General features: G+C 67.7%; 18 protein-coding genes and 1 tRNA gene. 8 read left to right on the top strand and 11 right to left on the bottom strand.

Annotated elements, in window-relative coordinates; genetic code table 11:
• Window positions 1-24: 24 nt before the first annotated feature.
• Complete coding sequence (gene rpmE, locus AC5Y36_RS23565) at window positions 25-264, bottom strand: 50S ribosomal protein L31 (protein ID WP_500043386.1); 240 nt, start codon at window positions 262-264, stop codon at window positions 25-27.
• A gap of 315 nt (window positions 265-579) precedes the next feature.
• Here rpmE and AC5Y36_RS23560 point away from each other — a divergent pair, with 315 nt between their 5' ends.
• Window positions 580-810: a hypothetical protein gene (locus tag AC5Y36_RS23560; RefSeq protein WP_500043385.1), complete on the top strand. Its 231-nt coding sequence runs from the start codon at window positions 580-582 to the stop codon at window positions 808-810.
• Window positions 811-830: 20 nt separating this feature from the next.
• Here AC5Y36_RS23560 and fadD1 read toward each other — a convergent pair whose 3' ends face one another.
• Both fadD1 and AC5Y36_RS23550 read right to left on the bottom strand, forming a co-directional pair.
• Entirely contained in the window at window positions 831-2,411 is a 1,581-nt protein-coding gene (fadD1, locus tag AC5Y36_RS23555) for a fatty-acid--CoA ligase FadD1 (RefSeq protein WP_500043384.1), read from the bottom strand.
• Window positions 2,412-2,490: 79 nt separating this feature from the next.
• On the bottom strand, window positions 2,491-3,288 hold the full coding sequence (locus AC5Y36_RS23550) for a transposase (RefSeq protein WP_500043383.1): 798 nt from the start codon (window positions 3,286-3,288) through the stop codon (window positions 2,491-2,493).
• 7 nt (window positions 3,289-3,295) lie between these two features.
• Here AC5Y36_RS23550 and AC5Y36_RS23545 point away from each other — a divergent pair, with 7 nt between their 5' ends.
• Complete coding sequence (locus AC5Y36_RS23545; RefSeq protein ID WP_500043382.1) at window positions 3,296-5,305, top strand: nuclease/transposase family protein; 2,010 nt, start codon at window positions 3,296-3,298, stop codon at window positions 5,303-5,305.
• 18 nt (window positions 5,306-5,323) lie between these two features.
• On the opposite strand, the gene rho is transcribed toward AC5Y36_RS23545, so the two are convergent.
• The 6 genes from rho to argS form a co-directional block, all read right to left on the bottom strand.
• Window positions 5,324-7,180 carry a transcription termination factor Rho gene (gene rho / locus AC5Y36_RS23540; protein WP_500043381.1) on the bottom strand — a complete coding sequence of 619 codons (1,857 nt, stop codon included), beginning with the start codon at window positions 7,178-7,180 and terminating at the stop codon, window positions 5,324-5,326.
• A gap of 259 nt (window positions 7,181-7,439) precedes the next feature.
• Window positions 7,440-8,387, bottom strand: coding sequence for a homoserine kinase (gene thrB / locus AC5Y36_RS23535; RefSeq protein WP_500043380.1), 948 nt, complete (start codon window positions 8,385-8,387; stop codon window positions 7,440-7,442).
• A 54-nt stretch (window positions 8,388-8,441) separates the two neighbouring features.
• The gene (gene thrC, locus AC5Y36_RS23530; RefSeq protein ID WP_500043379.1) at window positions 8,442-9,524 is read right to left on the bottom strand and encodes a threonine synthase; all 1,083 of its coding nucleotides are present in this window, start codon (window positions 9,522-9,524) and stop codon (window positions 8,442-8,444) included.
• On the bottom strand, window positions 9,521-10,840 hold the full coding sequence (locus tag AC5Y36_RS23525; protein WP_500043378.1) for a homoserine dehydrogenase: 1,320 nt from the start codon (window positions 10,838-10,840) through the stop codon (window positions 9,521-9,523). The genes thrC and AC5Y36_RS23525 overlap by 4 nt, the downstream gene beginning before the upstream one ends.
• Window positions 10,841-10,842: 2 nt before the next feature.
• A complete protein-coding gene (gene lysA, locus AC5Y36_RS23520; protein ID WP_500043405.1) occupies window positions 10,843-12,186 on the bottom strand; it encodes a diaminopimelate decarboxylase in 1,344 nt (447 codons plus the stop codon).
• An 80-nt stretch (window positions 12,187-12,266) separates the two neighbouring features.
• A complete protein-coding gene (argS, locus tag AC5Y36_RS23515; protein WP_500043377.1) occupies window positions 12,267-13,919 on the bottom strand; it encodes an arginine--tRNA ligase in 1,653 nt (550 codons plus the stop codon).
• 112 nt (window positions 13,920-14,031) lie between these two features.
• Between argS and AC5Y36_RS23510 the strand changes: the two genes are divergently transcribed.
• The 5 genes from AC5Y36_RS23510 to AC5Y36_RS23490 all read left to right on the top strand — a co-directional run bounded on the left by AC5Y36_RS23510 (window position 14,032) and on the right by AC5Y36_RS23490 (window position 17,254).
• A tRNA-Arg gene (locus AC5Y36_RS23510) sits at window positions 14,032-14,104 on the top strand.
• A 202-nt stretch (window positions 14,105-14,306) separates the two neighbouring features.
• Complete coding sequence (locus AC5Y36_RS23505; protein WP_500043376.1) at window positions 14,307-14,561, top strand: type II toxin-antitoxin system VapB family antitoxin; 255 nt, start codon at window positions 14,307-14,309, stop codon at window positions 14,559-14,561.
• Window positions 14,561-14,962, top strand: a complete 402-nt coding sequence (locus AC5Y36_RS23500; protein WP_500043375.1) for a type II toxin-antitoxin system VapC family toxin — start codon at window positions 14,561-14,563, stop codon at window positions 14,960-14,962. Before AC5Y36_RS23505 ends, AC5Y36_RS23500 begins: the two co-directional genes overlap by 1 nt.
• Before the next feature lie 226 nt (window positions 14,963-15,188).
• Window positions 15,189-16,265, top strand: coding sequence for a Gfo/Idh/MocA family oxidoreductase (locus AC5Y36_RS23495; protein ID WP_500043374.1), 1,077 nt, complete (start codon window positions 15,189-15,191; stop codon window positions 16,263-16,265).
• The gene (locus AC5Y36_RS23490) at window positions 16,262-17,254 is read left to right on the top strand and encodes a Gfo/Idh/MocA family protein (RefSeq protein ID WP_500043373.1); all 993 of its coding nucleotides are present in this window, start codon (window positions 16,262-16,264) and stop codon (window positions 17,252-17,254) included. The genes AC5Y36_RS23495 and AC5Y36_RS23490 overlap by 4 nt, the downstream gene beginning before the upstream one ends.
• A 5-nt stretch (window positions 17,255-17,259) precedes the next feature.
• On the opposite strand, the gene AC5Y36_RS23485 is transcribed toward AC5Y36_RS23490, so the two are convergent.
• Together AC5Y36_RS23485 and AC5Y36_RS23480 are read right to left on the bottom strand one after the other, a co-directional pair.
• Window positions 17,260-18,753: a glycoside hydrolase family 183 protein gene (locus AC5Y36_RS23485; RefSeq protein ID WP_500043372.1), complete on the bottom strand. Its 1,494-nt coding sequence runs from the start codon at window positions 18,751-18,753 to the stop codon at window positions 17,260-17,262.
• A 179-nt stretch (window positions 18,754-18,932) separates the two neighbouring features.
• Window positions 18,933-19,814, bottom strand: coding sequence for an LLM class flavin-dependent oxidoreductase (locus AC5Y36_RS23480; RefSeq protein ID WP_500043404.1), 882 nt, complete (start codon window positions 19,812-19,814; stop codon window positions 18,933-18,935).
• Window positions 19,815-19,882: 68 nt separating this feature from the next.
• On the opposite strand from AC5Y36_RS23480, the gene AC5Y36_RS23475 reads away from it, so the two are divergent.
• Window positions 19,883-20,296 (top strand): VOC family protein, encoded by a 414-nt coding sequence (locus tag AC5Y36_RS23475; protein ID WP_500043403.1) that lies wholly within the window; start codon window positions 19,883-19,885, stop codon window positions 20,294-20,296.
• The last annotated feature ends 56 nt before the right edge of the window (window positions 20,297-20,352 follow it).

Here is a 20,352-nt window from a genome sequence, read left to right as displayed (position 1 = left end):
GCGACAGTCCGGGCGTCGATGTGGCTAGTTGTCGGCCGAAGCTTCCTGGGCGCCGGTCTTGCGCTTGCCGTAGCGCCGCTCGAAGCGCGCCACCCGGCCGCCGCTGTCCAGGATCTTCTGCTTGCCGGTGTAGAACGGGTGGCACTGCGAGCAGACCTCGACCACGATGTGCCCGCCCTCTTTGGTGCTGCGGGTGGTGAACGAGTGCCCGCAGCCGCAGACGACCGTGGTCTCGCCGTAGGCGGGGTGGATGCCAGATTTCATGATGTCCTCTTCATTCGCTGGCCGCCGGGTCGCCCGAGGTGTCGGACGTGAACCGGAACCGTTTGCTGCCTGAAAATTCAGGGCCTTGCCGATCGATTATGCCAGGTCAGCCCTCATCCGCCCAAACGCAGGGATGGGCACGTTCATTCCCCGGGGGTTTCCCCAGGTTCAGCATGCGCGGGGTGCTGACCGGCCAACCCGCCCCCGTCGAAAAATCCGCTCAGAACGGCCTAACAGCGCCGTTAATATCGTTGTCAGTCGGCGGACGCGATCACCGTGGCCTCCGTCGGAGGATAACGAGAGGCGACGACCACGATGAAGATCCAGATCAAGTTGGCTGCCGGCGGCCTCCTGGCCGCTGTTGCGCTGGGCCTGGGCGCCGGCACCGCTGGCGCGTACCCCACAGTCCCGCCGGTCCCGCCGGTACCCCCGGTCCCGGCCGTGCCGCCGGTCCCGGACATTCCGCAGCCGGGTCAGCACCCCACGCCGCCGCCGGTTCCGCCGGTGCCGCCCGTACCCCCGGTCCCGCCGATCCCGCACTGGTGATTGCGGCGGATCCGCGCTAACTAGCGCTCGACGACGGTGTAGGTCCGGGCGTTGCCCTGGCGCGTCCACAGCGCGCCCCCGTCGGGTCGGGCACCGCGCGCGGTCAGCTCCCGCTTGAGCACCTTGTTGGTTGCGGTCGACGGCAGCGCTTCGGTGATCCAGACATGGCGTGGCCATCCCTTGGGTGAAAGATCGGCCTGACCGGCCAGGAAGTCACCCAGCTCTACGGGGGTCAGCTCGGCGTCGTCGTGCAACACGATGGCGGCCATCACCTGGTCGCCCACCGCCTCGTCGGGCACCGCGTACACCGCGACCTGGTTGACCGGTTCCAGCCGCTGCAGGATGCGTTCGATGGGCGCGGTGGTCATGTTCTCGCCGTCGACGCGCAGCCAGTCGCCGCTGCGGCCGGCGAAGTAGATCCAGCCGTCGGCGTCGGCGTAGGCGAGATCACCGGACCAGTACATGCCGTGCCGCAGCCGGGCGTCGGTGGCGTCCCGGTCGTTGTAGTAGCCGGAGAACATGCCGGCCCCGGTGGTGTTGACCAGTTCGCCGATCGCCTCGTCGGGGTTGGCCAGGCTGCCGTCCTCGGCGAATTCGGCTGCCACGCACTCGGTCACGGTGTCGGCGTTGTAGATCGCGACGCCGGGAAACGGCTTGCCCAGCGACCCGGACGGGCAGCCGTCCTCGCGGGTGATGATGATGGCGCCCTCGGTGGAGCCGAACCCGTCCCACACCGCGCAGTCGAAACGGCGGGAGAATTCCGCGATGTCGCGATCACTGGCCTCGTTGCCGAAGGCCACCCGCAGCGGGTTGTCGTGGTCGTCTGGCTGTTCGGGGGTGGCCAGCACATAGGCCAGCGGTTTACCGACATAGTTCATGTAGGTCGCCTGGTAGCGGCGCAGGTCGGGCAGCAACCCGGACGCCGAAAAGGCCGCGGGCACCATCGACGCCCCGCACCCCACGGCCACACTCCACCCGGCCAGCAGCGCGTTGGAGTGAAACAGCGGCATCGACAGGTAGCAGACGTCGGACGCACTCAGCTCGAATCGCTGGATCAACGAGGCGCCGGCGAACGGCACGATCAGGTGCGGCAGCTGAACGGCTTTGGGATCCCCGCTGGTGCCGGAGGTGAAGATCATCATGAAGGTGTCGTTGGGTCCCACTTCGCGATACGGGACCAGGTCGCCGGCGTCGGCCAACATCGTCGACCATTCGGCACTGCTGACGTCGAGAATGCGTACCCCCGACAGGTCGAGGCCGTCGAGCAGTCCGATGTGCGCGGGATCGGTAAGCAGGATCTGGCAGTCCGCCTTGCCGATATCGCCGGCCAGCGCGGCACCGCGGCGGGTGTCGTTGATCCCGCACAGCACGTAGCCACCCAGAGCGGCGGCCGCCATCGCGGTCAGCATCTCGGGGGTGTTGCCCAGCAGCACCCCGACGTGCAGCGGCCGGTCCGAATCAGCAGCCTTGATCAGGGCCGCCGCCATCGCCGCGGCGTCGGCCAGGTGCTCACGCCAGCTCCAGACGCGCTCGTCGTATCTGACCGCCGCGGCGTCGTCGCCGGCTCGTTCCCGAAGTAGTTGCTGCACCGTGTCTGCCACGGGCACCATTGTGGCCCAACGCACACGAAGGCCCCCGACACACTGGGCGTCGGGGGCCTTCGGTGGATGTGCTAATCGACTAAGAGGTGACCCGTAATTGTCCGCAGCATTTGAGGTTCCAGAGTGCGGCGATGATGTGAAGGCTGTGATTGATGGCGTCTTCTGGGCGGCGGCGTTGTCGCAGGATTTGCCAGTCCTTGATGCTGGCGATGACGTGTTCGACGCGGGCGCGGATGCGCCGGTGTCGGCGGTAGTGGTCGTGGTGGATGATCCGGTCGCCGGGTCCGCGTGGGGGGCCGGTGATGGTGGTGATTCCGCGGTAGCCGCCGTCTCCGAGGATGGTCCGGGGACCGTCGATGAGCCCAGCGACGGTCGGGCGCGCCACGACGACATCATTGCGGTTACCGGGCCAGCACTGGCCAACGGCTACGACGTGGCGGGTGTCGGCGTTGATGAGGATCTGGGTGTTGACGCTGCGGCGGTGGTTTTTACTGATCGTGGTGATCGATTGGTCGTGCACCGGGATCAGGGTGCCGTCGATGATCCACGGGTGAGCAGAGTCGTGGTCGGGGGTGGGGTGCAGAACGGCGGCCAGCGTCGGCACCAGGTGGTGAATGATCCGGTCGACGGCGGATTGGCTGGTGGTGAACAAGGCGGCCAGCGCACGGGTGGTCAGGTTGGTGCGCAAATGAATCAGCACCAGCAGCACCCGCACGGGCGGCGGCATGCTCCACGGGCGGCCACGGGACACAGGGGCGAGTTGATGGCCGATGGGCGTGAGCACGGTGTGGAACTGACGGCCGGTTAAGCCGGTCAGCGGTATCCAGGTTCGGTATCGGCGCGGTAGGGCCTCGGTGTCGGTGGCTTGTGATTGCATGGGTTCCATGGCAGCCACGCCCACCGACACCATGGCCGCGACCGGCGGTGATGAGGTCGTGGGTGCACCGCGCCGGCGGGGCAAGTCGAAGGCGCCGAACTTCACATACGAGGGTCCGGTGTCGGTGATCCGGCTGGAACTCGACGCCACCGATAAGCGGACCCGGCGGCGGCTGCAAGCCCAGTGGGAGGCGGTGTTTCAGTTGCGGCGGGCGTTGCAGCGTGACGCGGCCGCGCGGTGCCGGGCGTATTGGGTCGCCCATCATGAACGCGCGGAAGACCCGAGGGCATTACGGGAGCGGTTGGGGTTGTCCCGCAAGGGCATTGAGGCCGCAGCCAAATGTCACATCGAGGCCAGTGGGTGGATGCGCGAGCACCTCACCAAGGCGGTGGGCCTGCATGTGGCCGATGAGGTTTGGGAAACGATCGACCGGCATTTGTTCACCGATGCGTCGGGGCGTCGGCATGGCCCGCCGCGGGTGGGGTCGTGGTGGGATTTCACCCGGATTCCCGGCCGTGCGCGCTCGCACACCAAGGCCCAGCCGACGTGGGAGACCTACCGCCTGGCCGGCAGCCTGGATGGGCACCTGGGCGCCTACCGGCACCCGCAGCTGCCCGCGTCGGTGCAGACCGCCCGCGACGCCGCTGGCCAGCCAACAGGGATATCGATCCTGGCCCAGCCGGGCCGCCTACCGGCGCATGCGCGGCCGGTGAGTAGGTCGTGGTGGGGCCACGACGGTGCCCTGGCGGTGGTGTTCACCGGCCTGCCCTGCGGGGACTTGGTTCTGCCGGTGCGGTTACCGGCCGGTGCCGGGAAGTGGCCGCACCTCGCGCATTTCCTGGCCGACCCGAGCACCTGGCACAAGATCGACCTGGTGCGGGTGCGTGACCGCAAAGCGCCCGGCGGCTGGCGCTACTACGCCCACCTGCTGGTGCACCAGGCCGGCTATCAGTCGCCGTCGACGATCACCCGCCGCGAACAGATCCCGGCTGGTCGTCGTGCCGGTGTGGATGCCAACGTGTCCAACCTGTCGGTCGCCTCGTTCTCCGCGGAGCATCCGCAGCAGTTGGCGGTCGGGCAGATCTTGTGCACCCCGGCCCAGCAGCGTGCCGCCAGCCGTGCCGCCAAGAAAACCCGTGACCGCCAGCGTGCCCTGGATCGGTCGCGGCGCAACACCAACGCCGACCAGTACGCGCCGTCGGTGCGTCAGCAGAAACGGGCGCAGCGCCGCGCGGCCAACGGACTATCAGAACGCCAGGTTGCCAATCCGGGTGGCGCGCGGCACGCCCGCGCCGATGGGGCGCCACTGCGCGCATACCGCAAAGACGAACTGTCCGAGGCCTACCGGCGAACACGCTGTGATCACGGCGCCGCGACACGCCGCGCCAGCCAGGCCAAACAAGCCCGCGCCAACGAGGTCGCCGCGGCGATCGTGGCCACCCACGGCAACACCATCACCATCGAAGACTGCCGCATCTCCACCTGGGCACGGCTGTGGGGCAAACGGATCGCGTTGTTCAGCCCCGGCATGCTGGCCAGCGCCCTGGAGCGTGAATGCCACGCCGCCGGCGGGCGGTTTTATCGGGCCGGCACCCACGCCACCGCGATGTCCCAGCACTGCCTGTGTGGTGCACGCGTGGCGAAAACCCTGGCGCAGCGCACCCACGACTGCGGCCACTGCGGGCTGCGCGCCGACCGCGACATCGTGTCGGCCTTCCTGGCGGCCTGCGTCGACTTCACTGATCCCGACGATCCGCGCACCGCGGTCGTCGACTACCGACTTGCCCACGCAATCCGCGATGGGTTGGCCTCCCAGCAAGAGTGGGAGGGTTCAGTCAACCGGTACCAGCCACCAACACCACCCGGTGAAGGACCAGCCAGGACCGGCAGCCACCACCCCGTGGTGGCCTCTGCTGAACAAGCGGCACCCGGCCCACCCCCGAACAGACCACGCCAGCGTGGACGTCACGGGACCAGCCGAAAACAACCAGACCCCAACCTGGTTGGCGCCGCATGACCAATTACGGGTCAACTCTTAGTCGACCTCGGCGCCGCCCGGTGTCGTCTTGGACACCTGCACCAGGAACTCGTAGTTGTTCTTGGTCTTGCGCAGCTGGCTCATCAACAGGTCGATCGCCTGATGGGAATCCAGCCCCGAGAGCACGCGGCGCAGCTTGTGCACGATGGCGAACTCATCGGGCGAGAGCAGCAGCTCGTCCTTTCGGGTGCCGGACGGGTTGACGTCGACCGCCGGGAACACCCGGCGCTCGGCGATCTTGCGGTCCAGCTTGAGCTCGGCGTTGCCGGTGCCCTTGAACTCCTCGAAGATCACCGTGTCACCGGTGGAACCGGTCTCCACCATCGCGGTGGCGATGATGGTCAGCGACCCGCCGTGCTCGATGTTGCGCGCCGCGCCCAGGAACCGCTTGGGCGGGTACAGCGCGGTGGAGTCCACACCACCGGACAGGATGCGGCCCGACGCCGGGGAGGCGTTGTTGTAGGCGCGGCCCAGTCGGGTGATCGAGTCCAGCAGCACGACGACATCCTTGCCCTGCTCGACCAGCCGCTTGGCCCGCTCGATGGCCAGCTCGGCGGCCTGGGTGTGGTCCGACGGCGGGCGGTCGAAGGTCGAGGCGATGACCTCGCCCTTGACCGAACGCTGCATGTCGGTGACCTCTTCGGGCCGCTCGTCGACCAGCACCACCATCAGGTGACACTCCGGGTTGTTGCGGGTGATCGCGTTGGCGATGTCCTGCATGATCGTGGTCTTACCGGCCTTGGGCGGCGACACGATCAGGGCGCGCTGGCCCTTGCCGATCGGCATGATCAGGTCGATGACCCGGGTGGTCAGCTTCTCGCCGGAGGTCTCCAGCCGCAGCCGCTGATTCGGGTACAACGGGGTCAGCTTGGTGAAATCAGGCCGGTTGCGGGCCTCCTCCACTGGGCCACCGTTGACGCTGTCGAGGCGCACCAGCGGGTTGAACTTCTGCCGCTGGTTGGGCTGCTCACCGTCGCGGGGCACCCGCACCGCGCCGGTCACCGCGTCGCCGCGACGCAGGCCGTTCTTGCGCACCATGTTCATCGAGACGTAGACGTCGTTGGGTCCGGCCAGGTAGCCGGATGTCCGCACGAAGGCGTAGTTGTCCAGCACATCGAGGATCCCGGCCACCGGCTGCACGACGTCGTCGTCGCGCAGTTCGGCGTCACCGCCGCCACCGTCGCCGGTCCGTTCACCACGGCGCCGGCGATCGCGGAACCGGCGTCCGCGGCGGCCACCGCGCCCATCGGCGTCGTCGTCTCCGCCGCCGCGGTTCTGCTGGTCGCTGCCCTGGTCGCCGCCCTTGTTCTGGGTGCGCTCCTCGGTCTTGTCGGCCTTGGCCTCGCCCTTGGCGTCTTGATCCCGGCGGTCATTGCGCGCGGTCTGCGCCGACGCGTCCTGCCCGCCCGACTCGTCACTGCCGGCATTCGGCGATCCCGCATCGCGGCTGGCGCCACGACGCGCCCGACGGGGCTCCTCGCTCTGCGACCCCTCGGCGGGAGTCTGGGAGGTGGTCTCGGACTTGGCTTCCGACTTGGCCTCGGCGGGGGCCTCGGATTTCGTCTCGGCGGGGGCCTCGGCCGGCGCCGGCTGGTCGCCGTCTGCCTTTGCCGGGCCACCGTTGGGGCGGCTGTTGCCGCGTACGGCGTTGATCGCGTCGATCAGCTCGCCCTTGCGCATGGCCGAAGTGCCTTTGACACCTACCTGGCTCGCCAGTGCGCGCAGTTCGGGCAATACCATCGCCGACAGCGAACCACCCGAGGTGGCGGCCGTGGGAGCATCTGCGGTCACGGGGTTGGGCAGCAGGCTGTCCTGCGTGCCGTTGCCAGCCGTGATGAGGTCCGTATCAGTCACGGATTTCCTTTCTTCCCTCGCCGGTTGTGTCACGCGAGGGGTTGGTTGCATTCAGCGGAATCGCCGAGTGCGCTCCACCATCGACTCTGCTGCATTGATTACCCGCATCGGCGGCGTCAAATCGCGAACCGTCTCCACGAGAGGAATTTGATGGTGTTCCAGCGTTAGCGCCGACGCAGATGTCGCGATAGCTGGACGGCTCCGAGGATAGCCTGCATGAGTGCGGGAAGCAAGGCTACCCTGCCGTACCCGTCAAGCATCAGGTCGGGACGACCACTCCAGAACTCCAGCGAACACCGTCTCCAACCGCCATCGGGTTGGTCGAAAATCCGCGCGAAGCGCCGAACTCCAGCACCTCTGCGGGTAGCTCTGCCTCGGTGCTCAGCGCCAGCACCGCTGGTCCCGCGCCGGAAAGCACCGCTGCGATGCCGTAACGACGCAACATCTGCAGATATTCCGCCGACTCCCGCAGGACAACGGCGCGTTGCGGCTGATGAAGAAGATCTTCGGTGGCCGCGAGCAACAGATCCGGCCGCTCGGTCAGCGCCACCACCAGCAGCGCGGCCCGACTCACATTGAAACGGGCGTCGCGGTGGCTGACCTGCTCGGGAAGCAGCACGCGGGTTTCCGCCGTCGATGACCGCTGTTGGGGAATCGCCGGGAAAAGGCGCAGATCGGGATGCAGCCGCAACGACACCGCCGAGTACGCCGGCGGCGTGCAGCCGGCATCGGTCCACGACACGACCGCCCCGCCCAGCACGGCGGCGGCGGCGTTGTCCGGGTGGCCTTCGAACTCCGAGGAGAGCTGGATGAGCTGGGTTTCGGTCAACGGTTGGGCGTCCACCTGGGCGACCAGACCGTTAACCGCGGCAAGGCCACCGACCACGGCTGCCGCCGACGAGCCCAGACCGCGCTGATGCGGCACGGCGTTGCGACACCGCACCAACAGCCCGGGCGCCTCGCACCCGACCTCCCGCAGCCCGCGCTGAATTCCTTGCACCACAAGGTGATCCGGCCCCAGGGAAACCTGTCCGGCCCCTTCACCCTCGACCTGAACCACCAGCCCGGACTCGGTGGTTTCGACGAGGACCTCGTCGTAGAGACCCAAGGCCAGACCGAGCGTGTCGAAACCGGGCCCTAGGTTGGCACTGGAGGCCGCCACCACCGCGGTGGCGGACAGCCCGACGGGCAGCGGCTGGCGCGCCATGCCCTCGCATGGCGACCTGCCGCGACCGGCGTCGCTGCTCGTACAGTCGGTCATCTAGACCAGTCCCAACTTCTCCACCACCGCGACCGGGTCGACAGGCACCGCACTCACGCTGGGCATATCCCGCAGCGCGGTGTCGGGGTCCTTCAGGCCGTTGCCGGTGACGGTGCACACCACGGTGGACCCGCGCTCGACCCAGCCGTCATCGATCGATTTGAGCAGGCCGGCGATGCTGGCCGCCGAAGCCGGCTCGACGAACACGCCTTCGGCGCTGGCCACTAGGTGGTAGGCGGCGAGGATCTCCTCGTCGGTGGCGGCCAGGAAGCGTCCGCCGGAATCCTGCTGAGCCGCTACCGCCGCCGTCCACGACGCCGGCGAGCCGATCCGGATCGCGGTGGCGATCGTCTCTGGCTGGGCGACCGGTGCGCCCAGCACCAGCGGCGCCGCACCGGCGGCCTGCGTACCCAGCATCCGGGGCAGGCTCTTGATGATGCCGTCGCGGTGGTACTCGGTGTAGCCCTTCCAGTACGCGGTGATGTTGCCGGCGTTGCCGACCGGCAGCGAATGCACGTCAGGGGCCGCCCCCAGGGCGTCGACGATCTCGAACGCCGCGGTCTTCTGGCCCTCGATGCGCACCGGGTTCACCGAGTTGACCAGCGAGATGGTCGGGAAGTCGGCGGTCATCTTGCGCGCCAGTTCCAGGCAGTCGTCGAAGTTACCGTCGATCTGGATGATCTTGGCGCCGTGCATGACGGCCTGGGCCAGCTTTCCCATGGCGATCTTGCCCTGCGGGATCAGCACCGCGCAGGTGATGCCCGCGCGGGCGGCGTAGGCCGCCGCCGAGGCCGAGGTGTTTCCGGTGGAGGCGCACAGCACCGCCTGCTGGCCACGGGCCACGGCATCGGTGACCGCCATGGTCATGCCGCGGTCTTTGAACGAGCCGGTGGGATTGAGCCCCTCGACCTTGAGATACACCGTGCAGCCGGTTTGTTCGGATAGCCGGGTGGCGCGGATGAGCGGGGTACCGCCCTCGAGCAAGGTGATCGGGGTCCAGTCCTCGCCGACCGGCAGCCGGTCGCGATAGGCCTCGATCAGCCCCGGCCAGGGCTGATGGATTGCTGTCCTTGCAGAGCTCACTGGCCGGTTCCTTCCAGTCGTAGCACGCTGGCCACCCGTTGCACCACATCCAGATCAGCCAGTGCAGCAACGGTTTCCGAGAGTGCAGCCTCAGCGGCGCGGTGGGTCAGCACGACGATGCGCGCGCCGATGCGCCGACCGTCCTGGTCAGCAACGCCTTCTTGGCGCACCTCGGCGATGCTGACCTCGTGGGCGGCGAACTCGGCGGCCACCGAGGACAACACGCCGGGTTTGTCGGCGACGTCCATGCTGACGTAGTAACGGGTTTCCACATCGCCGATCGGGGCGATCGGCAGTTGGGCATAGCGGGATTCACGGGGGCCGCGGCCGCCGTGCACCCGGTTGCGCGCGGCCATCACCAGGTCGCCGGTGACCGCCGAGGCGGTGGGTGCACCGCCGGCACCCTGGCCATAGAACATGAGTCGGCCGGCCGCCTCGGCTTCAACCACGACCGCGTTGAAGGCGCCGTTGACGGTGGCCAGCGGATGAGTCGAGTCCACCAGTGCGGGGTATACCCGCGCCGAAACCCGTTGTTGGCCCTGGCTGGTGATTCGCTCGCAGATCGCCAGCAGTTTGATGGTGCAGCCCAGCGCACGCGCGGCGGTGAAGTCGTCCGGGGTGATGTTGGTGATGCCCTCGCGGTAGACGTCGTCGGCGGTCACCCGGGTGTGAAACGCGATCGAGGCCAGAATGGCGGCCTTGGCGGCGGCGTCGTAGCCCTCGACGTCGGCGGTCGGGTCGGCCTCGGCGTAGCCCAGGGCGCTGGCATCGGCCAACGCGCTGGCGTAGTCGGCTCCGGTGGAATCCATCTCGGACAGGATGTAGTTGGTGGTGCCGTTGACGATCCCGGCGACCCGGCGCACCGAGTCCCCGGCCAGCGACTGGGTCAGCGGTCGAATGACCGGGATGGCGCCGGCGACGGCGGCCTCGAAATACAGGTCGACCCTGGCCCGTTCAGCGGCCTCGGCCAATTCCCCGGTGGAGCGCGACAGCAGCGCCTTGTTGGCGGTCACGACGGACTTGCCGCGTTCCAACGCCAGCAGAATCGCCTTGCGGGCCGGTTCAACCGGCCCCATCAGCTCCACCACGATGTCGACGTCGTCGCGCGACACCAGTTCTTCGACGTTGTCGGTCAGCAGGTCGATCGGCACGCCGCGATCGTCGGCGACCCGGCGCACCCCGATGCCGCGTAGCGCCAGCGGGGCACCGATCCGGGCCGCCAGGTCCGCGGCGCTCTCCTCGATGATCCGCACGACTTCGCGGCCGACGTTGCCCAATCCCAATACGGCGACACCGATCGGCTCCTGAGCGGACACGCTTACCTCACCTCCAGGCTCAGTAGGTCGTCGACCGTTTCCCGGCGCAGCAGCAGGCGGGCCTGACCATCGCGCACGGCCACCACGGCTGGGCGGCAGATCAGGTTGTAACGGCTCGACATCGAATAGCAGTAGGCACCGGTGGCGGCCACCGAGATCAAGTCACCAGGTCCGACGTCATCGCTGAGCCAGGTGTCGCGGATGACGATATCGCCGCTCTCACAGTGCTTCCCGACGATCCGCGACAGCGTTGCGGATGCGTCACTGGTCCGGGAGACCAGCCGCACGTCGTATTCGGCCCCGTAGAGCGCGGGCCGGATATTGTCGCTCATCCCGCCGTCGACGCTGACGTAGCGGCGCTGGGCGGTGGCGCTGACGGCCACATCCTTGACGGTGCCGACTTCGTAGAGCGTGACGGTGCCCGGCCCGGCGATGGCGCGCCCCGGTTCGACGACCAGCGTCGGCGTGGGCCGGCCGACCCCCAATATAGAAGCGGACTCGTCGCGCACGATGGCGTTGAGCTTGGCGGCGAGTTCGGCCATCGGCGGTGGATCATCCTGCGGCAGATAGGAGATGCCCAGTCCCCCACCGAGGTCGATGATGGAGAGCTGGGCGGTCTTGTCGACACCGAACTCGGCGACCACGTCTTTCAGCAGGCCGATGACCCGGTGTGCGGCCAGCTCGAAACCGGCGACGTCGAAGATTTGCGATCCGATGTGGCTGTGTAGACCCACCAGCCGCAGATGCTCGGCGGCGAATACCTGCCGTATCGCGTCCATCGCCGCGCCGCTGGCCAGTGACAGCCCGAACTTCTGGTCCTCGTGGGCGGTGGAGATGAACTCGTGGGTGTGGGCCTCCACGCCCACGGTGACCCGGACCAGGACGTCCTGGACCACGCCCGCGGCGCCGGCAGTCTTGTCGAGGCGCTCGATCTCGATCATTGAGTCGAGCACGATGTGGCCGACCCCCGCCTTCACCGCGGTCATCAGCTCGTCGACGGACTTGTTGTTGCCGTGCAACGTGATCCGCTGCGCCGGGAAGCCGGCGTGCAGTGCGACGGCCAGCTCGCCGCCGGTGGCGACATCCAGGGACAGGCCTTCCTGGTCGATCCAGCGCGCGATTTCACTGCAGAGGAAGGCCTTGGCGGCGTAGTGCACGTGGTCGCCGCCGCCGAACGCGGTCGCGATGTCGCGGCAGCGGCCGCGGAAGTCGTCTTCGTCGATGACGAACAGCGGGGTCCCGTACTGCTGGGCCAGCTCGGTGACGCCGACACCGGCGATGCTAACCTGGCCGTCGTCGCCACGAACACTGTTGCGCGGCCACACGTTCGGCGCCAGGTTCATCATCTCCGCCGCCGTCTGCGGGCGCGGCGGGGCACCTGGGTGGTGAATCTCGTCGGCGTGCCGGGGTCCGGCCGGATGAACGTTCACATGCGCTCCGGTGCGGTGACGCCGAGGATGGCCAGGCCGTTGGCGATGACCTGGCGGGTGGCCTGGCACAGCGCAAGGCGCGCGGTGTTCAATTCGGTGGGTTCTTCGTCGCCCTGGGGCAGCACCCGGCAGGAGTCGTAGAACCGGTGGTAGTCACCGGCGAGGTCCTCCAGGTATCGGCACACCCGGTGCGGTTCGCGCAGCGAGGCAGCGGTTTTGAGCACCCGCGGGAACTCGCCGAGGCTGCGGATCAGGGCGCCTTCCTTGTCGTGGGTAAGCAGCCCCAGGTGATCGGTGTCGGCGATCAGGCCCAGCTCGGCGGCGTTGCGGGCCAGCGCGGAGAGCCGGGCATGGGCGTATTGCACGTAATAGACCGGGTTCTCGTTGGACGCCGAGGACCACAGCGCCAGGTCGAGGTCGATCGGACTGTCCACCGAGGAGCGGATCAGGCTGTAGCGGGCGGCGTCCACGCCGATGGCCTCGACCAGGTCGTCGAGGGTGATCACGGTGCCGGCCCGCTTGCTCATCTTGACCGGCTGGCCGTCGCGGACCAGGTTGACCATCTGGCCGATCAGCACCTCGACGGTCGCCGGATCATCGCCGAAGGCCGCGGCGGCGGCCTTGAGCCGGGCGATGTAGCCGTGGTGGTCGGCGCCGAGCATGTAGATGCACAGGTTGAACCCGCGCTCGCGCTTGTCCAGGTAGTAGGCCAGATCCCCGGCGATGTAGGCGGGTTTGCCGTCGCTCTTGATCACGACGCGGTCTTTGTCGTCGCCGTAGGCGCTGGTACGCAGCCAGGTGGCACCGTCTTTTTCGTAGATGTTGTCGTTGGCGCGCAGCCGTTCGATGGCCTGCTCGACCCGGCCGGAGGTGTGCATCGAGTCTTCGTGGGTGTAGACGTCGAAGTCGGTGCCGAACTCGTGCAGCGATTCCTTGATGTGGGTGAACATCAGGTCCACGCCGATCGCGCGGAACGTCTCGTGCTGCTGGTCGTCGGGCAAGCTGAGCGCATCCGGCGCCTTGGCCACGATCTGGGCGGCGATGTCGTTGATGTAGCTGCCGGCGTAGCCGTCCTCGGGGGTGGGCTCCCCCTTGGCGGCGGCGATCAGCGAGTTGGCGAACCGGTCGATCTGGGCACCGTGGTCGTTGAAGTAGTACTCGCGCACCACGTCGGCGCCCTGGGTGGACAGCAGCCGGCCCAGCGCGTCGCCGACTGCGGCCCAGCGGGTGCCGCCGATGTGGATCGGGCCGGTGGGGTTGGCCGAGACGAACTCCAGGTTGACCTCGAGGGCTTTGAGCTCGTCGCAGTGGCCGTAGGTGTGGCCGGCATCGATGACGTTGTTGACCACCACGCCCTGCGCCGAGGCCTCCAGACGCAGGTTCACGAAGCCGGGACCGGCGGTTTCCGCGGCAGCGATACCGTCGGTGGCGGCCAGCGCCTCGGCCAGCCATCCGGCCAGCTCACGGGGGTTGACCCCGACCTTTTTGGCGACCTGCAACGCCAGGTTGGTGGCGTAGTCGCCGTGCTCGGGGTTGCGCGGGCGCTCGACGGTCACCGTCGCGGGCAGCGCGGCAGGGTCGAGGTCGTGCGCGGCAAGCACCGCGGCAGCGGTGGCCTGCAGCAGTTCGGCCAGATCGGCGGGGGTCACGAGGCCCCATCCTAGAGTCTGGCGTGGTCAGACCCCGAATCCGTCCGGTTCTTTGGCTCCGGCTTTCATGCGTTATTCTGTCGGAGCCCACATGGCGCGGTATCACCTACCCGCCCCCGTAGCTCAGGGGATAGAGCGTCTGCCTCCGGAGCAGAAGGTCGTAGGTTCGAATCCTATCGGGGGTACTCTCATCGCTGCTGGTTAGACCTTAATTTTTGAGGGTTGCACCTATCCCCTGTGCCCCTGGTATGCCGGGCCGCCGCAATCTTGGCCCGTTGGGCACCAACCCGATGGGGTGACCCTGGTAGCCAGCACAGTCATCAGCGAATCGCGAAGACAGCCGTTACTCGAATTTCTATAATCTGCTTAAAAGTATAGAATCTCCCTATGGCGCTGAGTATCAAACACCCGGAGGCCGACCGGCTGGCCCGCGAACTCGCCGCCCAGACCGGCGAAACCCTAACCGAGGCCGTCGTCGTGGCACTCCGCGAACGGCTCACCCGTGAGCGCGGACGCGCACAGACCACCGCATTGCGCGACGAGTTGGCCGCGATCCGGGCCCGGTGCGCGGCGCTCCCACGAGCCGATCAGCGGAGCGCAGAGGCGATCATCGGCTATGACGAGCACGGTTTGCCCAGCTGATGGTGATCGATACCTCCGCGCTGGTGGCGATGTTGAGCGACGAGGCGGAAGCCGAACAGTTCGAGGCCAATGTCCAGGCCGACCCGATCCGGTTGATGTCATCGGCGTCCTACCTGGAAGCGGCGATCGTGATCGAGTCCCGGTTCGGCGAAGCGGGCGGACGTGAGTTGGATCTGTGGTTGCATCGCGCCGCGGTCGACCTCGTGGCCGTCGACGCCTCCCAGGCGGATATCGCCCGTACCGCTTACCGCACCTACGGCAAGGGACGTCATCGGGCGGCGCTGAACTACGGCGACTGTTTCTCCTATGCGCTGGCGAAGGTCAGCGGTCAGCCGCTGCTGTTCAAGGGCGATGACTTCGCCCACACCGACATTGACGGCGTCGCACCCCTCACCGGCTAACACGCACCGCCGACGGCCCGATCAACTCTCTTCTGCTTCGGCTATCCACGCCCGCCGGCCAGTTAAGTGTCGCTATCTAATACGGATAGCGACACTTGGCGGCCCCGGGCTCTTCTCCGTTCAGACCGCGCGGCGAGGTGTGATCCAGCCCGTAGCGGCTACGGGGATCACTACACTGCAGCATTGCCGAAGCAACGGACCCGCATCACGAAAAGGACCATCACTCGTGGCTCCTCACCACACACCGCGCAGCGCGATCATCGGCGCGGGGATGGTCGGTTCAGTACACGCCTACGCGGTGCACCGCGCCGGCGGGCAGTTGGCAGCCATCTGTGCCAGCGCACCGCACCGCAGCGAGCTGGCCGCGCAGCGACTGGGGGCCGAGCGTGCGGCGACCGCCGAACAGGTCATCGCCGCCGACGACATCGACGTGGTGCACATCTGCACGCCGAACTCACTGCATCACGACCAGGCTTTGGCGGCGCTCGCGGCCGGCAAGCATGTGATCTGCGAAAAGCCGCTGGCCACCACCGTCGTCGACGCCGCCGCGCTGGTGCAGGCCGCCGAGCGCGCCGGGACGGTGGCGGCGGTACCGTTCATCTACCGCTTCTACGCGATGGCACGCGAAGCCCGCTCCCAGATCGCCGATACCCCGCTCTGGCTCCTGCACGGCAGCTATCTGCAGGACTACATGGCCAAGTCGGATCCGACCGGATGGAGATCCGACCCAGCCCAAAGCGGCTTGTCGATGACCTTCGCCGACATCGGGTCGCATTGGTGCGACATGATGGAATTCGTTACCGGGCACCGGATTAACGCCGTCTGCGCCGTAGAGGCAAGTGCGCCGGGGCACGCCGCCCGCCAGGACGACGGCGCGGTCGTCGCGTTTCGAACCGATCGTGGTGCTATCGGCAGCGTCATCGTCAGCCAATCGTCGCCCGGCCGCAAGAACCAGCTGTCGTTCTCCTTCGACGGCCGTGACCTGGCGGTGTTGTTCGAGCAGGAGCACCCCAACGAACTGATCGTCGCGGGACTGCGGGCCAACACCGTGATCGCCCGCGACGGCGCCGAACTCGACCCGAACAGCGCCCGGTATTCGCTGCTGCCCAGCGGCCACCCGCAGGGATACCAGGACTGCTTCAACCTCTTCGTCGCCGACGTCTACGACGCCATCCGCACCGGCTCTCCGCCGGACGGCCTGCCGCTGTTCAGTGACGGGTTACGGGCCGCGACCATCCACGCGGCGGTGGCAGCCTCGGTGTCCAACGGCACGTGGGTGGACGTGGCCGGAGGCCAGTCGTGAGCCCCAGACCGGTTCGGCTGGCGCTGATCGGGCTGGGCGGTATGGGGTTGGGGCATCTGAGGATCTTCGCGGATTTGGCACCCTGGGCGCAGATCGCCGCCCTGGCCGACAGCCATGTGCCGTTCGTCGAACGTGCTGCGGCACTGGTGCCGTCCGCCCAGGTTTTTCACGACCCGCTGGACTGTGTGCGCAACGCCGACGCCGACGGGGTGGTGGTGGCCACCGCGGACGCGACCCATCACGGCATCGTCGAGGCGTGTATTGCCCGCGGTGTTCACGTGCTCTGCGAGAAGCCGCTGGCGCTGTCCGCCGAAACGTCGCTACACCTGGTCAATGCCGAGCGGGCCGTCGGTCGGCGACTGGTGCAGGTGGCCTACATGCGTCGTTATGACGCCGAGTACCGCTATCTGCATGCCACACTGCGTTCCCGGCGCATCGGCGACCCGGTGCTGATCACTCAGCGCCACCACAATCCGCTGTCTGTCAACACTTTTGACGCCCAGCAACTGATCACCAGTTCGGCCGCCCACGATATCGACCTGTTCCGCTGGCTCACCGGGGAGGAGGTCCGCTCCGTCGCCAGCGCAACCAACGCCAGTGACGACGGCACAACGGTCACCGTGCTCGTCACGTTGACGTCGCAATCCGGCGTGCTGGGACTGCTCGAGCTCGGCCGGGGGCCGGGCATGCAATACGACATCGGGCTCAATCTGGTTGCCAGCGCCGGCGCACTCACACTCGGCTCACCCACGCTGGCGACGCGTGCACTCACCGATGGAGGTGCGGCCCTGCACCTCCCGGACACCTGGATTGAACGTTTCGACAGCGCGTATCGCGCCCAGGACGCCGCCTGGCTCACCGCGGTGGCAAACGACTCGATCGACGGCGCGTCGACATATGACGGCTACGCCACCAACGCGGTCATCGATGCCGCACTGGCGGCATTGAGTTCCGGTAACACCGAGCCGGTGAACCAGGTCCCCGCCTAAGCGCGCTACGCCAGCACCGTGTGCATCAGCATCACGTCGTAGGCGTTCCACGACGACAGCGTGAAGTACACGTCCTTGCCGGTCGACCAGGGATGCAGGAACGGCCCATAGATGCCGCCCGGCATCTGGAACGACGACACCAGCAGTTGCTCGGGGCTCCACGGCCCTTGCGGGGCCGGCGCGGTCCGCGCCACCACGTCGTTGTTGGCGTTGGTGTAGAGCACCAGGAACTGGCGCAGATAACTGTTGTACTGGGCCGACATTTCACCCGCCGGGCCCGGGATCACCGGGGTGGCCGCGCCGGGATTGGCCGGCACCCACGAATTCGAATCGCCGTTCCAGTACTGATACTTGGTCAGGTCGGGCAACGCCCGTTCCGGGGCGCGGGACAGATAGATCGAACCGGCCCGTCCCGACGGCGTCCCGAATGAGTACATGTAGCCGTCGCCGCCGCGAAGGTAGGCGCCCATCTGGAAGTTTTCGTTGCCCGGCACGACCGGCGCCCCGGGGACATTCTCGCTGCCGGTCGAACGCACGCTGCCGGGGTAGATCCCCCAGTGCTCGCCGTTGTCCGGGGACATCGCGATCGCCGAATAGTTGGTCGACCACTCGCCGTCACGTCCCCACTGCTTAATGGACATGAAGTTCATGTACTGCTTGCCGTCGACCGCGATGGCGGCCGTGGGGATCATGCCTTGCTGACTGGTCGCCCATTTGACGCCCGGCAGGATCGCGCGGGCATAGCCGGACTGCAGGATCGGTGCGCCGGAATACTTGTTGCCGACCGCACCCGGCCCCACCAGGATTCCGTCGTTCAGATTCTGGTCCTGGGTGCGAAACAGCACGTTGTTGCGCCACTGCTGGCCGTCGACCTTGCAGTACCCGAACGTGTCACCGAAGGCCAGCAGCACCTGACGGTTCGCGGGATCGCCGTTGTCCCAGGGGATCCCGAGGTCAGTGCCGGAGATGCCGAAGCGCTCCAGGGTCCGATTGGGGCTGTTGGGCCCGGTGATCCACTCCACCAGCGACGTGTTGGCTCCACCGATGGCGGCACCGGCGTCCGGTGCCACGGGCACCGCGGCCGGGGCCGGCGCGGCGACGGCGGGCGGCGCCGGGGGCGGCGGGGGCGCCGGCACACCCGCGGCCGGCGGTGGCGGTGCGGGCGGCAGCACACCGGCTTGCTGTTGCAGCGGACCGGAGTCGGGATCGTCCATGTGCAGCGCGTAGCCAGAACCGCTGGGGCGCAGCAGCCGCGAGATCAGCGGACCGAGCTTGGGGATCGGCGCGGACGGATTGGCGCCGCGTGGCTGGCGCCCCGTCGGCCGCTGCACCGGCGGCGGGTTGGGCGTCCTGGGTGAGGCCGCAGGGGGGTCGACGTTCGCCTCGGGCGCGTTGCAGGTCGAGGCGCTGGCCGTCGGCGCGGGGCCAGTCGCGATGACGAGTGCGATTGCAGCAGCCGACGCCAACGACACCGAGAACATTCGGCGAATCGGCGGCATGTCACACCTTCCGGGAGGCAGACGTCGACTAGACGTCCGCGGTCAGCTCATGTGACGATAGTGACCAATGGGACCTTTGAGGTCTGTGAGCTCGGATAGGTATGCATCCGTGACCGTGTCGCAACGTCGGAATTGTGCTGCTCGCAGCCGGTGCCAGTGCGCCGCGAAACGGCCCTGATCTAGCCGAAGTCGTGGGCGACGTCGGCGACCCGGCGCAGCTGGTCGACGTCGGAACTGGTCGGGATGAGGTGGATCTCGTCGGCCCCCACGGCCTCGAAGGTCCGCAGCACCGCGGCCAGGTCGTCCTCGTCGCCCGCCCAGCCCGTCATCGGCGCCATCGCGTCGACATATTCGGCCGGAATCCAGTTCATGTAGCGCAGGAGGTGCCGACGAACCTGGGCGCGCGCCTGATCGCGGTCACCCATCGCGAACCAGAACGACGTCGCCAGGTGCGGTTTGGGGCGCCCGGCCTGCGCCCACGCGTGGCGGGCGACGTCGAACAACTCGTTCTGTTTGGCCGCATCCACATCCAGCGTGGTGCCGGCGAGGCCCTCAGCCCACCCGGCGGCGTCCGCGACGGTTTTCGGTCCGATGGTGCCGACCAGCAGCGGCGGGCCACCGGGCTGCACCGGCTGCGGTCCCACCGGCAGCACCGATTCGGTGATCTTCTCCCCCGCCCACACCCTTTTCATGATCGACACCCGCTCGGTCAGTCCGGCCCGGGTCTGCGTTGCCGGGTCGGCGCCCACCGCGAGGTAGTCCTCGTGCCGGCCGCCCACCCCCAGCCCGACGGTGAGCCGGCCGTTGCACAGCACGTCGCCGGTGGCCAGCGCCTTCGCCAGCAACACCGGGTCATGCAGCTGCGGCACGATCACCGTCGTCACCAGCCGCACCCGCTCGGTCCAGCCGGCCAACGCCCCCAACAGGGTCAGGCTGTCCGGATTGCTGAAGGCGATGCGCTCACCCCAGCACAACGACGAGAACGGTCCGGTGTCGATGATGTGTGCCCACTCGCGCAGCAGTGCCGCATCCAGTTCCGGCTCCATCACCGGCATCGTCATCCCGATCCGCATCTGGCGATTCTGGCATGCGGGCACCGCGTCGTCGCCGAGGTGGCACCATGGGCCGAGTGCCTATCACCAGCACCTCCATCGCGCATGTCCGACTCACTGTCACCGATATCGAACGATCGCGGCAGTTCTACGAGAGCGTGTTCGGCTGGCCGGTCCTGGTCGAGATCCCCGACAACGCCAGCCAGGCCACCCGTGCTCAATTGGGATTTCTGTTCGGCGGGGTGATCTACGACCTCGGGGGCGCGCTGATCGGGTTGCGGCCGGTCGCCGACGACCGCTTCGACGAAGACCGGGTCGGTTTGGACCACATCGCGTTCCGGCTCACCGACCGGGACGAACTGGATTCAGCGGCAGCCCATCTCGACGATCTCGGTATCGCCCACCAGCCGATCAAGGACATCGGGCCGTCCTACATTCTGGAGTTCCGCGACCCGGACAACATCGCGTTGGAGCTCACCGCACCCAAGTAGGTCTACGGCCCCACACGAGTGTGAAGTTAGCTTCACACTCGAGGTCTTGAATTCAT

The organism is Mycobacterium sp. NGS50, from assembly GCF_059812545.1.
Note: the sequence above shows the minus strand (reverse complement) of the source record. Positions and strands in the feature narration are given on the sequence as shown.

Bases quoted from the DNA above. Each gene is read 5' to 3' on its own strand.
- thrB (WP_500043380.1), bottom strand. From the start codon at position 8,387: ATGGCGCGCCAGCCGCTGCCCGTCGGGCTGTCCGCCACCGCGGTGGTG.
- AC5Y36_RS23560 (WP_500043385.1), top strand. From the start codon at position 580: ATGAAGATCCAGATCAAGTTGGCTGCCGGCGGCCTCCTGGCCGCTGTT.
- AC5Y36_RS23545 (WP_500043382.1), top strand. From the start codon at position 3,296: ATGGCAGCCACGCCCACCGACACCATGGCCGCGACCGGCGGTGATGAG.
- AC5Y36_RS23550 (WP_500043383.1), bottom strand. From the start codon at position 3,288: ATGCAATCACAAGCCACCGACACCGAGGCCCTACCGCGCCGATACCGA.
- lysA (WP_500043405.1), bottom strand. From the start codon at position 12,186: ATGATGAACCTGGCGCCGAACGTGTGGCCGCGCAACAGTGTTCGTGGC.
- AC5Y36_RS23485 (WP_500043372.1), bottom strand. From the start codon at position 18,753: ATGCCGCCGATTCGCCGAATGTTCTCGGTGTCGTTGGCGTCGGCTGCT.
- AC5Y36_RS23500 (WP_500043375.1), top strand. From the start codon at position 14,561: ATGGTGATCGATACCTCCGCGCTGGTGGCGATGTTGAGCGACGAGGCG.
- AC5Y36_RS23505 (WP_500043376.1), top strand. From the start codon at position 14,307: ATGGCGCTGAGTATCAAACACCCGGAGGCCGACCGGCTGGCCCGCGAA.
- AC5Y36_RS23480 (WP_500043404.1), bottom strand. From the start codon at position 19,814: ATGACGATGCCGGTGATGGAGCCGGAACTGGATGCGGCACTGCTGCGC.
- rpmE (WP_500043386.1), bottom strand. From the start codon at position 264: ATGAAATCTGGCATCCACCCCGCCTACGGCGAGACCACGGTCGTCTGC.